The organism is Pseudomonas sp. 57B-090624 (assembly GCF_003234055.1).
In the GTDB taxonomy this organism is placed as follows: domain Bacteria; phylum Pseudomonadota; class Gammaproteobacteria; order Pseudomonadales; family Pseudomonadaceae; genus Metapseudomonas; species Metapseudomonas tohonis.
Genome location: NZ_QKRU01000048.1, coordinates 1 through 13,479 on the forward strand (window position 1 = coordinate 1; position 13,479 = coordinate 13,479).

General features: G+C 65.9%; 15 protein-coding genes and 1 pseudogene. 5 read left to right on the plus strand and 11 right to left on the minus strand.

Annotated elements, in window-relative coordinates:
• Positions 1 to 188 (plus strand): annotated as a pseudogene (locus DMX10_RS21320) (LysE family translocator); the annotation flags it as partial.
• A gap of 4 nt (positions 189 to 192) precedes the next feature.
• Here DMX10_RS21320 and DMX10_RS21325 read toward each other — a convergent pair.
• The 6 genes from DMX10_RS21325 to DMX10_RS21350 all read right to left on the minus strand — a co-directional run bounded on the left by DMX10_RS21325 (position 193) and on the right by DMX10_RS21350 (position 5,450).
• Complete coding sequence (locus tag DMX10_RS21325; protein WP_111262949.1) at positions 193 to 930, minus strand: hypothetical protein; 738 nt, start codon at positions 928 to 930, stop codon at positions 193 to 195.
• Between the two features lie 59 nt (positions 931 to 989).
• Positions 990 to 1,370, minus strand: coding sequence for a RidA family protein (locus DMX10_RS21330; protein WP_021218912.1), 381 nt, complete (start codon positions 1,368 to 1,370; stop codon positions 990 to 992).
• A gap of 29 nt (positions 1,371 to 1,399) precedes the next feature.
• Positions 1,400 to 3,508 (minus strand): bifunctional GTP diphosphokinase/guanosine-3',5'-bis pyrophosphate 3'-pyrophosphohydrolase, encoded by a 2,109-nt coding sequence (spoT, locus tag DMX10_RS21335; RefSeq protein ID WP_111262950.1) that lies wholly within the window; start codon positions 3,506 to 3,508, stop codon positions 1,400 to 1,402.
• Between the two features lie 60 nt (positions 3,509 to 3,568).
• Positions 3,569 to 3,832, minus strand: coding sequence for a DNA-directed RNA polymerase subunit omega (gene rpoZ / locus DMX10_RS21340; protein WP_111262951.1), 264 nt, complete (start codon positions 3,830 to 3,832; stop codon positions 3,569 to 3,571).
• Positions 3,833 to 3,954: 122 nt separating this feature from the next.
• Positions 3,955 to 4,575 carry a guanylate kinase gene (gmk, locus tag DMX10_RS21345; protein ID WP_111262952.1) on the minus strand — a complete coding sequence of 207 codons (621 nt, stop codon included), beginning with the start codon at positions 4,573 to 4,575 and terminating at the stop codon, positions 3,955 to 3,957.
• 11 nt (positions 4,576 to 4,586) lie between these two features.
• Positions 4,587 to 5,450 (minus strand): YicC/YloC family endoribonuclease, encoded by an 864-nt coding sequence (locus tag DMX10_RS21350; protein WP_111262953.1) that lies wholly within the window; start codon positions 5,448 to 5,450, stop codon positions 4,587 to 4,589.
• Between the two features lie 138 nt (positions 5,451 to 5,588).
• On the opposite strand from DMX10_RS21350, the gene rph reads away from it, so the two are divergent.
• A complete protein-coding gene (gene rph, locus DMX10_RS21355) occupies positions 5,589 to 6,308 on the plus strand; it encodes a ribonuclease PH (protein WP_111262954.1) in 720 nt (239 codons plus the stop codon).
• Positions 6,309 to 6,330: 22 nt separating this feature from the next.
• Complete coding sequence (locus tag DMX10_RS21360; RefSeq protein WP_111262955.1) at positions 6,331 to 6,696, plus strand: DUF4870 domain-containing protein; 366 nt, start codon at positions 6,331 to 6,333, stop codon at positions 6,694 to 6,696.
• A 54-nt stretch (positions 6,697 to 6,750) separates the two neighbouring features.
• On the opposite strand, the gene DMX10_RS21365 is transcribed toward DMX10_RS21360, so the two are convergent.
• The gene (locus DMX10_RS21365) at positions 6,751 to 7,530 is read right to left on the minus strand and encodes an exodeoxyribonuclease III (RefSeq protein WP_031287526.1); all 780 of its coding nucleotides are present in this window, start codon (positions 7,528 to 7,530) and stop codon (positions 6,751 to 6,753) included.
• Between the two features lie 81 nt (positions 7,531 to 7,611).
• Between DMX10_RS21365 and pyrE the strand changes: the two genes are divergently transcribed.
• A complete protein-coding gene (pyrE, locus tag DMX10_RS21370; RefSeq protein ID WP_111262956.1) occupies positions 7,612 to 8,253 on the plus strand; it encodes an orotate phosphoribosyltransferase in 642 nt (213 codons plus the stop codon).
• A 26-nt stretch (positions 8,254 to 8,279) separates the two neighbouring features.
• A complete protein-coding gene (locus DMX10_RS21375) occupies positions 8,280 to 8,864 on the plus strand; it encodes a DUF4124 domain-containing protein (protein ID WP_111262957.1) in 585 nt (194 codons plus the stop codon).
• Between the two features lie 6 nt (positions 8,865 to 8,870).
• Here DMX10_RS21375 and DMX10_RS21380 read toward each other — a convergent pair whose 3' ends face one another.
• From DMX10_RS21380 to dut, 4 genes are all read right to left on the minus strand, one after another.
• Positions 8,871 to 9,320, minus strand: a complete 450-nt coding sequence (locus DMX10_RS21380; protein ID WP_111262958.1) for a thioesterase family protein — start codon at positions 9,318 to 9,320, stop codon at positions 8,871 to 8,873.
• Positions 9,321 to 9,456: 136 nt separating this feature from the next.
• Positions 9,457 to 10,362, minus strand: a complete 906-nt coding sequence (gene argB / locus DMX10_RS21385; protein WP_111262959.1) for an acetylglutamate kinase — start codon at positions 10,360 to 10,362, stop codon at positions 9,457 to 9,459.
• A gap of 16 nt (positions 10,363 to 10,378) precedes the next feature.
• On the minus strand, positions 10,379 to 12,982 hold the full coding sequence (locus tag DMX10_RS33675; RefSeq protein WP_111262960.1) for a phosphomannomutase/phosphoglucomutase: 2,604 nt from the start codon (positions 12,980 to 12,982) through the stop codon (positions 10,379 to 10,381).
• 40 nt (positions 12,983 to 13,022) lie between these two features.
• Positions 13,023 to 13,478, minus strand: a complete 456-nt coding sequence (dut, locus tag DMX10_RS21395) for a dUTP diphosphatase (RefSeq protein ID WP_111262961.1) — start codon at positions 13,476 to 13,478, stop codon at positions 13,023 to 13,025.
• Between the last annotated feature and the right edge of the window lies 1 nt (position 13,479).

Genomic DNA, 13,479 nt, shown 5'->3' on the forward strand with positions numbered 1-13,479 from the left:
GGTGGGGGCTGGGGTTGTCGATGCTGTGGATGACCCTGGTGGTGCTGGCCTGGGACATGGGGCTGGTGCGCCTGCTGGGACACTCGCGCTGGCGGCTCTGGCTGCAGCGCCGGGTGGCGCTGCTGGACAGGGTTTGCGGGGCGTTGCTGGCGGCGTTGGGCGCGTGGCTGGTGGCCGGCGCTTGCTGAGGGCCTACTGGCGTTCCAGCAGCCAGGCGCGCTTGCCGGGGGCGTACTCGGGCATCTCGTCGATCTGCGAACGGTTGCCGGCCTCGAGTATCTCCAGGCGGTTGCCGTCGTGGACGAAGATCCAGGGGTTGCCCTGGGCGCCCAGTTGCAGCCAGATGCTGTCGTTCTCGCCGCTCATGGCAGCGCAGTCGCCCGCCAGGCACAGGGCGAAACGGTCGGCGCCGGGCAGGCCTTCGAGGCGACCGTCGGGGTGGAACAGCACCAGGCCGCCCTGGCCCGTGCCTTCGAGGATCTTCCAGGTGCCGCCGAGGTAGGCCTGGTAGAGGGCGTATTCGAAACTGCTGCCTTCCGGGGCGTCTGCCGCAGCGGGCTTGGCGGGATGCACGAAGCGCTGCTCGGGCAGGTTCTCGCTGGCTTTCTGTACCAGTTCCTGGCCGTCGAGGCTGAGCTGCTCGTGGAATTCATCGCCGTAGAAGTCGACGCGCCAGTGTGTCTTGCCCTGGCTGACCAGGCGGCCTTCGCCCAGCTCGAAGCCGTTGCTGTAGTTGGCGGTGCCGGCCTTGGCGTCGATCTGCCATTCCAGGTTGGGGCCATAGGCGAGCAGTGATTCGCGCAGCTTGCCCTCCTTGGCGGCCTCGTCGATGGCGGTCTGGTTGATCCAGATGCCGCTCGGGTCGGTGGGCGCGCTGGAGCAGCCGGCGAGCACGGCCGTGGCGATCAGCAGGGCGAGGGTCGAGCGCATGGCGTGTTCCTTCCTGAAGCGGGTGGAGCGGCGGGGCTTGCGCCCCGCACGGGCGATCGTTATTCGATCACCAGGATGGCGTCCATTTCCACCTGCGAGCCGCGCGGCAGGGCGGCGACGCCGATGGCGGCACGGGCGGGATAGGGCTGTTCGAAGTAGCGGCCCATCACTTCGTTGACCTTGGCGAAGTGCGACAGGTCGGTGAGGAAGATGTTGAGCTTGACGATGTCCTTGAAGGAGCCGCCAGCGGCTTCGGCCACGGCTTTCAGGTTCTCGAACACCTGGACGGTCTGGGCTTCGAAGCCTTCCACCAGTTCCATGGTCTTGGGGTCGAGCGGGATCTGCCCGGACATGTAGACGGTGTTGCCGGCCTTGATCGCCTGGGAGTAGGTGCCGATGGCGGCGGGTGCCTTGTCGCTGTTGATCACGGTCTTGCTCATGCGGAACTCCTTGGGTCCTGGGGGTTCTGCTACGCGCGCACCCGGGTGATGCGGATCACCCCTTTGAGCGCGCGCAGCTTCTTGATCACGCGGGCCAGGTGCACGCGGTCGTGCACGCTGACCACCAGCTGGACGACGCTGATGCGGCCATCGCGCTCGTCCATGCTGATCTTCTCGATGTTGCCGTCGGCGGCGTTGACGCTGCTGGCCAGCAGGGCGATGAGGCCGCGCTGGTGCTCCAGTTCGACGCGCAGTTCGACGTTGAACTCGCCCGCGACGTCCTTGGCCCAGGAGAGCTGGATGCACTTCTCCGGGTTATGACGGATGTCGCCGATGTTCTTGCAGCTTTCCAGGTGTACGACCATGCCTTTGCCGGCGGACAAGTGGCCGACGATGGGGTCGCCCGGGATCGGCGTGCAGCATTTGGCATAGCTGAGCACCAGGCCTTCGGTGCCGCGGATCGCCAGTGGGCCCTCGGGGCTGGGCAACTGCTCGCCTTCGCTGGCCAGCAGGCGCCGGGCGACCACATAGGCCATGCGGTTGCCCAGGCCGATGTCTTCGAGCAGGTCTTCGATCACGTCCAGGCGGTATTCGGCCAGCACGGCTTGCACACGCTCGGGGGCGATGCGGTCCAGGCCGCTTTCGAAGCCGGCCAGCACCTTGTTCAGCAGACGTTCGCCGAGGCTGATGGACTCGGAGCGGCGCTGCAGCTTGAGGGCGTGGCGGATGTGGGTGCGGGCCTTGCCGGTGACCACGAAGTTGAGCCAGGCCGGGTTGGGCCGCGCGCCGGGGGCGGTGACGATTTCCACCGTCTCGCCGCTCTGCAGCGGTTCGGACAGCGGCGCCAGGCGGCGGTTGATGCGGCAGGCGATGCAGGTGTTGCCGACGTCGGTGTGCACCGCGTAGGCGAAGTCGACGGCCGTGGAGCCCTTGGGCAGCTCCATGATGCGGCCCTTGGGCGTGAAGACGTAGACCTCGTCCGGGAAGAGGTCGATCTTCACGCTCTCGATGAATTCGAGGGAGTTGCCGGCACGCTGCTGCAGTTCCAGCACGCCCTTGACCCATTGGCGGGCGCGGGCGTGGGTGCCCTTGGGCTGGTCGTCCTCGGCGGACTTGTAGAGCCAGTGGGCGGCGATGCCGTTGTTGGCCATCTCTTCCATCTCGCGGGTGCGGATCTGGATTTCGATGGGCACCCCGTGCATGCCGAACAGCGTGGTGTGCAAGGACTGGTAGCCGTTGGCCTTGGGGATGGCGATGTAGTCCTTGAAGCGGCCTGGCAGCGGCTTGTACAGGTTGTGCACGGCGCCCAGCACGCGGTAGCAGGTATCGACCTTGTCGACGATGATGCGGAACGCGTAGACGTCCATGATCTCGTTGAAGGCCCGGCGCTTGCCGCGCATCTTCTTGTAGATGCTGTAGAGGTGCTTCTCGCGGCCGATGACCTCGCCTTCCATGCCTTCGCGGGCCAGGCAATGGGTCAGCGATTCCTCGATCTTGTTGACGATTTCCTTGCGGTTGCCCCGGGCGCGGCGGACGGCGGCGCGGATGCGCTCGGAGCGCATCGGGTGCATGGCCTTGAAGCCCAGGTCCTCGAACTCGATGCGCATGCTGTGCATGCCCAGGCGGTTGGCGATGGGGGCGTAGATCTCGAGGGTTTCCTTGGCGATGCGCCGGCGTTTCTCGCCGGACAGCACTTCCAGGGTGCGCATGTTGTGCAGGCGGTCGGCCAGCTTGACCAGGATCACGCGGATGTCGCGCGCCATGGCCATGGCCATCTTCTGGAAGTTCTCGGCCTGGGCCTCGGCCTTGGACTCGAAGTTCATCTGGGTCAGCTTGCTGACCCCGTCCACCAGCTCTGCGACGGTATCGCCGAATTGCGCAGTGAGCGCTTCCTTGGCGATGCCGGTGTCCTCGATGACGTCGTGCAGCATCGCGGCCATCAGGCTCTGATGGTCCATGTGCATGTCGGCGAGGATGCTGGCGACGGCGAGCGGGTGGGTGACGTAGGCCTCGCCGCTGCGGCGGCGCTGCCCGTCATGGGCTTGCTCGGCGTAGAAATACGCTCGGCGGACCAGGTTGACCTGGTCATTGCCGAGGTAGGTCGAAAGGCGTTCGGCGAGGGCGTCTATGCTCGGCAAGGTGACACTCCTTCCCGGCTGTTGCGGCCCTGCGCCGTACGACGTCGACCCGGCATGGACTTACAGGGCCTCGTTGGCCTCGTCCTCGAATGCGGCGAACAGCGGCTCGTCCTCGACGATGTCGTCCTGGGCGATGACGTCGTAGTCCACCAGGCCGGCAGCGATTTCACGCAGGGCCACAACGGTGGGCTTGTCGTTTTCCCAGGCTACCTTGGGCTCTTTGCCGCCGGTAGCGAGCTGACGGGAACGCTTGGTCGCGAGCATGACCAGCTCGAAGCGGTTATCGACGTTGTCCAGGCAGTCTTCAACGGTAACGCGGGCCATGGTGTTCCTCGTAGCACTAGATTTGGATGCGGAAGCATTTGCCCGAGTGGGCGAGCGGACTGGATAGTCTAAAAAATCACCAGCATTTATGGAAGCGCTGATTTAACAGTGCTTCCGGGCGGTCAGTCCAGCAGCTGCGCCAGCAGGGCGCCGTGTGCCAGCTGCTGGTGCGCCTGCTGCAGGCGGTTGGCGCGGAAGATCGCCTTGAGGTCTTCCAGGGCCACGTCGAAGTCATCGTTGATCACCAGGTAGTCGTATTCGACGTAGTGGCTCATCTCGCTGACGGCTTCGCGCATGCGCCGCTCGATGATCTCGGCGCTGTCCTGGCCCCGGTTGTCCAGGCGCTGGCGCAGGGCTTCCTGGCTCGGCGGGAGGATGAACACGGATTTGGCCTGGGGCATCAGGTGGCGGACCTGCTGGGCGCCCTGCCAGTCGATTTCGAGGATCAGGTCGAAACCTTCGGCGAGGGTCTTCTGCAGCCAGCGTTGCGAGGTGCCGTAGAGGTTGCCGAAGACCTCGGCGTGCTCCAGGAAGTCGCCGTGCTCGAGCATCTGCACGAACTGTTCGCGGCCGACGAAGTGGTAGTTGATGCCGTCCACCTCGCCAGGGCGCATGCCGCGGGTGGTGTGGGAGACCGATACGCGAACCTGCGGCTCGGCGTCGATCAGGGCCTTGACCAGGCTGGTCTTGCCGGCGCCGGAGGGCGCGGAAACGATGTAGAGGGTGCCGGGAGTGACGCTCATGTGTCTGTCTCTTACTCGATGTTCTGCACTTGTTCGCGCATCTGCTCGATCAACACCTTGAGGTTGACCGCCGCCTGGGTGGAGCGCGGGTCGAAGGCCTTGGAGCCCAGGGTGTTGGCTTCGCGGTTGAGTTCCTGCATCAGGAAGTCCAGGCGACGGCCTGCCGCGCCGCCGGCCTTGAGCACGCGGCGGACTTCGCCGACATGGGTGCTCAGGCGGTCCAGTTCCTCGGCGACGTCGCTCTTCTGCGCCAGCAGGACCAGTTCCTGCTCCAGGCGCTGGGGGTCCAGTTCCGCCTTCATCTCGCCGAAGCGGTCGAGGATCTTCTGGCGCTGGTTGGCGAGCATCTGCGGCACCAGCTTGCGCAGGGCCTCGACCTCCTCGAGGATGCCGTCGAGGCGCTCGTTGAGCAGTCGTGCCAGTTCGGCACCCTCACGGGCGCGACCATTGCGCAGTTCGTCCAGGGCCTTGGCGAAGACGTCCAGGGCGGCGGCGTTGAGCGCCTGCGGGTCGGCCGAGTCGGCGACCAGGACGCCCGGCCAGGCGAGGATCTCCAGGGGATTCAGCGGAGCCGGCTGCTTGACCAGCGCGGCGACGGCCTCGGCGGCCTCGACCAGTTGCGTGGCGTGCTCGCGGTCCACCTGCAGGGATTGGCTGGCATTTTCCTCGGCGAAACGCAGGGTGCATTCCACCTTGCCGCGGGAGATGCCCTGGCGCAGCGCTTCGCGCACTGCGCCTTCGAGGTCGCGGAAGGACTCGGGCAGGCGCAGGTGGGGCTCGAGGTAGCGATGGTTGACCGAGCGCAGTTCCCAGATCAGGGTGCCGTGGGTGCCGGCCTGCTCGACGCGGGCAAAGGCGGTCATGCTGTGCACCATGGGTTTCCTCTCGGTGTTGGCAGGGTTGAAGAGGGCGATTGTAGCCCAGAGCGGCGGCCCTCCCAACGCGGCGATGTCCCAGCGGCTGGCGGCCCTCTATAATGGCCGTCAGATTTTCCCCTCGACAGGTATTCCCAGATGAAACGTCCCAGTGGCCGCGCGGCTGACCAGCTGCGTTCGATCCGCATCACCCGCAACTACACCAAGCATGCCGAAGGCTCGGTGCTGGTCGAATTCGGGGATACCAAGGTGATCTGTACCGCCAGTGTCGAATCCGGCGTGCCGCGTTTCCTCAAGGGCCAGGGCCAGGGGTGGCTCACTGCCGAGTACGGCATGCTGCCGCGTGCCACCGGCGAGCGTAACCAGCGCGAGGCCAGCCGTGGCAAGCAGGGTGGCCGTACCCTGGAGATCCAGCGTCTGATCGGTCGTTCCCTGCGCGCCGCGCTGGACATGAGCAAGCTGGGCGAGAACACCATCTACCTGGATTGCGATGTGATCCAGGCCGACGGCGGCACCCGCACCGCTTCCATCACCGGCGCCATGGTCGCCCTGGTGGATGCGCTGAAGGTCCTGAAGAAGCGCGGCGCGCTGAAGGGCGAGCCGCTGAAGCAGATGGTCGCCGCCGTTTCCGTCGGCATCTATCAGGGCGAGCCGGTGCTGGATCTGGACTACCTTGAAGATTCCGCTGCCGAAACCGACCTGAACGTGGTCATGACCGATGCCGGCGGCTTCATCGAGGTGCAGGGCACTGCCGAGGGCGCGCCCTTCCAGCCGGAAGAGCTGACCGCCATGCTGGCCCTCGCCAAGCAGGGCGTCACCGAGCTGTTCGAGCTGCAGCGCGCGGCACTGGTCGACTGATCACCCACCCGAGGAAACACGCATGAATGAGCCAACCCAAGTTCCGCAGCCCAACCAGGAAGTTAGGCAATGGGCGATGTTCTGCCATTTCGCCGCTTTCCTCGGCGTGGTGCTGCCTTTCGGCAATCTGCTGGGCCCGCTGATCCTCTGGCAGGTGAAGAAGGACGTCGATCCCTTCATCGACCAGCAGGGCAAGGAAGCGCTGAATTTCCAGATCACCGTCACCCTCGCCGGCCTGCTGTGCATGCTGCTGATGCTGGTGCTGATCGGCTTCGTGCTGCTGCCGCTGGTGGGGCTGATAGCGCTGGTACTGACCATCATCGGCGGCATCAAGGCCAACGAAGGCCAGGCCTATCGCTATCCCTTCACCTGGCGCCCGGTGAAGTAGCAATCGCGGAAACGAAAAAGCCGGCTGATGCCGGCTTTTTTCATGCTCGCGATTTCAGATGCTCAGCAACCAGTCGTAGTCGACGATCAGCGGCGCATGCTGGGAGAAGCGCGGCTGGCGCGGCAGGCGTGCACTGCGTACGGAGCGGCGCATCCCCGGCGTGAGGATGTGGTAGTCGAAACGCCAGCCGAGGTTGAGCATGTCGGCCTGCTCGCTGTCCGGCCACCAGCTGTACTGGTCGCCTTCGCGGCTGACTTCGCGCAGTGCGTCCACGTAGCCCATGGTGCCGAATACCTCGTCCATCCAGGCGCGCTCGGGCGCCAGGAAGCCGGGCAGTTGCTGGCAGTCGCGCCAGTTCTTCACATCCAGCTTCTGGTGGGCGAGGTAGAGCGAGCCGCAATAGATGTACTCGCGGCGCTTGCGGCGCTGCTTGTTCAGGTAGTGGGTGAAGTCGTCCATGAACTTGAACTTGTGGTTCAGGTTCTCGTCGCCGCCCTGGCCCGAAGGCAGCAGCAGGGTGGCGATACTCACCTTGTCGAAGTCCGCCTGCAGGTAGCGCCCATAACGATCGCAGGTCTCGAAACCGAGACCCCAGATCACTGCCTTGGGTTGCAAACGCGAATAAAGCGCCACGCCGCCTTGGCTTGGCACTTCAGCATCGCTGGCATAGAGGAAATAGCCGTCCAGTTGGAAGGCCGGGTCGTCCAGATCAAAGGCAGAGGCGCGGGTGTCTTGCAGGCAGATCACGTCGGCATTCTGTGCCTGCAGCCAGCTGAGGAGTCCTCGCTCGGCTGCCGCATGAATACCATTCACGTTCACACTGATGATCCGCATAAATGGCCCCTAAAAACTCGTGCGTGTATGATACCCGAGCTCTTTCTATTTAGCTAAATCCGTGCCGTCCGGGGCTTTTACATGCAGGCGTATCAACGCGATTTCATTCGCTTCGCCATCGAACGCGGTGTACTGCGTTTCGGTGAGTTCACTCTCAAGTCCGGGCGTACCAGCCCTTATTTCTTCAATGCCGGCCTGTTCAACAGCGGGCTCGCGCTGTCGCAGCTGGGTCGCTTCTATGCGGCGGCGGTGGTCGACAGCGGCATTCCCTTCGATGTGCTCTTCGGGCCCGCCTACAAGGGCATTCCCCTGGCCGCCTCCACGGCGGTGGCGCTGGCCGAGCACCATGGCATCGACATCCCCTGGTGCTTCAACCGCAAGGAAGCCAAGGATCACGGCGAAGGCGGCACCCTGGTGGGCGCCCCGCTGGCCGGCCGCGTGCTGATCATCGATGACGTGATCACCGCCGGGACCGCGATTCGCGAGGTCATGCAGATCATCCAGGCGCAGCAGGCCCAGGCCGCCGGCGTGCTCATCGCCCTCAACCGCCAGGAGCGCGGCAAGGGCGAGCTGTCCGCCATCCAGGAAGTCGAGCGTGACTTCGGCATGCCGGTGGTGAGCATCGTCTCCCTGGAGCAGGTGCTGGAATATCTCGCAGGTGATGCTGAACTGAAGACGTACCTGCCGGCGGTCGAAAGCTACCGCGCCAGCTACGGAATCTGATTCGCCAACAACGACAGGGTGTCCCTATGCCGAAATCGGGTGCAGTCCGCTTTGCCTTGCTCATGGGTGTGTTGATGCCTGCTCTGGCGCAAGCCGAGCTCTATCGCTACACCAATGACAAGGGCGTGATTGTGCTCGACCGGCTCGGAGTGCCTTCGCAGTACATCGACAAGGGCTACGAAGTCCTCAACGACCAGGGCCGTGTGGTCAAGACCATACCGCCGGCGCCCACCCTGGAAGAGCGCAAGCGCATGCAGGAGGAAAAGGCCCGTGCCGGGTCCGATGCGCAGCTGCTGCGCCTGTACACCAGCGTCGAGGATGTCGATCGCGCTCTGCAGCGCAAGCTGGCCGAGCTCGACGGCCTGATCAGCGTGGCCCGTGGCAACCAGCAATCCCTGCGCACCCAGCAGGCCAACCTGCAGGCCCAGGCCGCCGACAACGAGCGTGCCGGGCGCCAGGTGCCGGAGCAACTGGTGGCGCAGATCGATAACCTGCGTGCCGAGCAGCAACGCCTGGAGCAGGACATCACCCGCTACCAGCAGGACCGCAAGACCGCCCAGGCCGGCTTCGCCGCCGACCGTGAGCGCCTGGCCCAGCTGCTGCAGCGCTGAGCCGAGTCAATCCTCGGCGGCACGCCGCTCGAATGCCCTGACCTTCTCCCGCAGCCAGTCCGGCAGCCGCTTGCTGTTGCGGCTCTTGCCGTCCGCGTGGACGTAGACGATCTCGCCCGCCGTCAAGGCCGCCTCGCCGCGCCAGATACCGATGTTGAACGTGAGGCTCGAGCCCCCCAGCCGCCCTACCCGTACGCCGATGGACAGTTCGTCGTCGAAGCGCGCCGGGGCCAGGTATTCCAGGAGCGTGCGCACGGCGAAGAAGTCGCCGCCGTCCTGTGCCAGGTCCTCCGGGTAGCGAACGCCCAGCGCGCGGAAGTATTCGGTGATGCCGACGTCGGCGTAGGTCAGGTAGTGGCCATTGAAGACGATGCCTTGCGGGTCCACTTCGGCCCAGCGCACGCGCAGCGGCATGAGGAAGGTGAAGTCGTTCAGGGAGGGGGGTGTGGCGGCCATGCTCGTGCTCCATGCAGTGAGCGGCCAGCTTCGACGCCCGGGCGCGCCACGGCAAGTGCGGAGGTGTGTGGATCGCGGATATGAATAAGCCGGATCGCTCCGGCTTATTCGGCTACCGCCTGGGCCTCGGGAAGGCTCAGTGACGCTTGCGGTTGGAGATCAGGGTGCCGACGCCGCTGTCGGTGAAGATCTCCAGCAGCACCGCGTTGGGCACGCGGCCGTCGATGATGTGGGCGCTGGTCACGCCGCCTTGCACCGCCTCGAGGGCACAGCGGATCTTCGGCAGCATGCCGCCGTAGATGGTGCCGTCGGCGATCAGCTCGTTGACCTGCTCGGTGGAGAGGCCGGTGAGCACCTGGCCCTGCTTGTCCATCAGGCCGGCGATGTTGGTCAGCAGCATCAGCTTCTCGGCTTTCAGCGCCTCGGCCACCTTGCCGGCCACCAGATCGGCGTTGATGTTGTAGGACTCGCCATCCGGACCCACGCCGATGGGCGCGATGACCGGGATGAAGTTGCCCTTCACCAGCATGTTCAGCAGCTCGGTGTTGACCCCGGTGACTTCGCCCACATGGCCGATGTCGATGATTTCCGGCTGGGTCATCTCCGGCGTCTTGCGGCTGACGGTGAGCTTCTTGGCGCGGATCAGCTCCGCGTCCTTGCCGGTCAGGCCGATGGCGCTGCCGCCGTGGCGGTTGATCAGGTTGACGATGTCCTTGTTCACCTGGCCGCCGAGAACCATCTCCACGACGTCCATGGTCTGCGCGTCGGTGACGCGCATGCCGTCGATGAAGTGGCTCTCGATGGACAGGCGCTTGAGCAGGTCGCCGATCTGCGGGCCGCCGCCATGCACGACCACCGGGTTGATGCCCACGGCCTTCATCAGGACCATGTCGCGGGCGAACCCGGCCTTCAGCTCGTCGCTCTCCATGGCGTTGCCGCCGTATTTCACGACCAGGGTCTTGCCGACGAAGCGGCGGATGTACGGCAACGCTTCGGACAGGACCTGGGCGACTTGGGATGCGGCGTCACGGCTGAGGGTCATGCAGGGCTCCGGTGAATCAGAACGGCAGGTTGATGTCGGGGGCTACGGTGTAGAGCTGGGCGCGGAACACTTCCTTGATGCGCTCCAGCTCGTCCTCGGTGTCCGCCTCGAAGCGCAGCACCAGCACCGGCGTGGTGTTGGAGGCGCGTACCAGGCCCCAGCCCTTGGGATAGTCGACGCGCACGCCGTCCAGGGTGGTGAGGTTGGCGTCGCCCCAGGTGCCGTCGCGCTGCAGGCGCTCGATCAGGCGGAACTTGTTCTCGTCGGTGACGGTGATGTTGATCTCCGGCGTCGAGATGTCGCTGGGGAAGGCGGAGAACACGTGCTCGGCGTCGCGCTTGTCCTGGCTGAGGATCTCCAGCAGGCGGGCGGCGCTGTAGATGCCGTCGTCGAAGCCGAACCAGCGCTCCTTGAAGAAGATGTGGCCGCTCATCTCGCCGGCCAGCAGCGCGCCGGTCTCCTTCATCTTCTTCTTGATCAGCGAGTGGCCGGTCTTCCACATCACCGGGCGGCCACCGTAGCCGCTGATCAGCGCGGTCAGGCGGCGGGTGCACTTGACGTCGAAGATGATGTCGGCGCCCGGATTGCGCGAGACCACGTCCTTGGCGAACAGCATCAGCAGGCGGTCGGGATAGATGATGGTGCCCTGGTTGGTCACCACGCCGACGCGGTCGCCGTCGCCGTCGAAGGCCAGGCCCAGGTCGGCCTTCTCTTCCTTCACCTTGGCGATCAGGTCGACCAGGTTCTCGGGCTTGCCCGGGTCCGGGTGGTGGTTGGGGAAGGTGCCGTCCACATCGCAGTACAGCGGGATGACGGTGCAGCCCAGGGCTTCGATCAGTTGCGGGGCGATCACGCCGGCCACGCCGTTGCCGCAGTCCACCACCACCTTCATGGGCTTGGCCATGGCGATGTCGTCGCGGATCTGCTTGAAGTAGCGGTCGAGTATCTCGACCTGCTCGACGCTGCCGACGCCGCTGGCCAGGTCGTTTTCCTTGATGCGGGTGTGCAGCGCGGTGATCTGCTCGTTGGCCAGGGTCTCGCCGGCGACGACGATCTTGAAGCCGTTGTAGTCCGGCGGGTTGTGGCTGCCGGTGAGCATCACGCCGGACTTGCCGGCCAGGACGTTGGCGGCGTAGTAGAGCACCGGGGTCGGCACCATGCCGACATCGCTGACCTGGCAACCGCAGTCCAGCAGGCCCTGGATCAGCGCCTGCACCAGCTCGGGGCCGGAGAGGCGGCCATCGCGGCCGACCGAGACGTTCGGCTCGCCACGGGCGAGGCTCTCGGAGCCGATGGCGCGGCCGACCCAGTAGGCGGTTTCGGCGGTCAGGGTATCGCCGACCACGCCACGGATGTCGTAGGCGCGGAAGATGCTTGCGGGCAGGGTGGGTGCTGCTTGCGGGGTGCTCATGGCGGGGGCTTGCTCCAATCCCAGGAGGTCCTGGTCTTCGTCGAGGATGTCGATATCGAGGATGTCGGTATCTTGGAAAAGCGGATCGGCCAACACGGGGGGCTCGATCATCTGGGCCGGGGCGGGGGTAACCGCCGGGCCGGGTTGCCGATCGCCGTTAGCGCTGCCCGCCGCCGGCTCAGGCTTGCGCCGCGACTGTCGCGCGAGCGACTGGGCCAGGGCGTCAAGCGCCGACAGGCGCAGACTGAAGGGTTTGACGCTTTTGCCGCTGGAGAGTTCTTGCATCATCTGATTGAGCTGCACGACGTCCATGAGCAGCTTGCGTTGCAGGCTGCCGCGCAGCAGATAGAGGCCGACCAGGGCGCCGGCCAGGGCCAGCAGCCCGGCGATGGCCAGCAGGATCGGCGACATGCCCGAATCGCTCAGTTGCGCGCCGGGGGTGAACGACAGCTTCCAGTTCGGGTTGCCGGTGTTCAGCGCGATGGGCGTGCCTTCGGCCTGAATGCCGCGCGAGGCCAGGGTCTGCGCCGGGGCGTTGCCGAACTGCTGGGTGAACTGCAGCTGGCCGACGCCATCGGGCAGCGGCGCAAGGGCGCCGAGCAGGCGTTCGAGGTCGACCACCAGCAGCAGGGTGCCCTGCACCGGCGAACTGTCGGTCAGGCGCAGTGGCGCGGCGCTGTACACCAGCCAGCGCTGGCCGACCCGGTAGGCTTCGGGCGCGGGCTTCTGCCCGGCCTCGACGCGGCGCAGCATGTCCAGGGCGGCGAAGTTCATCGGGGCTGCGCGCTGGCTGTTCTGCTGGGCCTGGCCGGGCAGGTTGAGGTGCGCGTCGACCACGGCGTTCCAGTAGCCGAGCCCACGTTCGGCGGCCTGCACCTGGCCGGCATCACCGCTGTTCAGTGCCTCGGCCAGGGCCGGGTTGCGTGCGGCGGCGGCGGTATCGGCGACAAGCTGCGCCAGGGCCTGGCGCAGTGCACCGGCCTGGCTTTCACCCCAGGCCTGGCTGAGCTGGTTGCGTTGGGTCTGCTGGGCGCCGTTGATCAGCGCGGCCCAGAGCAGCACGCCAGCGGCGGCGACGCCCAGGGCCGCGGCGATGGCGCCGGGCAGCAGCTCGCCCAGGCCCTTGTCCCGGGCTGGCGTCTTCTTTTCAGCAGGGCTGGCCAGGATCTCGGTGTCGGCGTCCTTGGCGTTGCGCTTGAAGAGTTTCACTGAAGGTCTCCCCCGCGGATCATCCTGAAGTCGTTCCGAATCAGTGGCTGCCGGAGTGACCGAAGCCGCCGGCGCCGCGCTGGCTTTCGTCGAACTGGTCGACCAGCTCGAAGTGCGCCTGCACGACTGGCACCAAGACTAGCTGAGCGATGCGCTCGCCGATGGCGATGGTGAAGGCGCTCTGGCCGCGGTTCCAGCAGGAGACCATCAGTTCGCCCTGGTAGTCGGAGTCGATCAGGCCGACCAGGTTGCCCAGCACGATGCCGTGCTTGTGGCCCAGGCCCGAACGCGGAAGGATCAGCGCGGCGAGGCCCGGGTCGGCGATGTAGATGGACAGCCCGGTGGGGATCAGCACCGTCTGGCCCGGCTCCAGGGTCAGGTCTTCCTTGAGCATGGCGCGCAGGTCGAGGCCGGCGGAGCCCGGGGTGGCGTACTGGGGCAGCGGGAAATCGCGGCCGATGCGGGGGTCGAGGATCTTGGCTTGCAGTGAATGCATG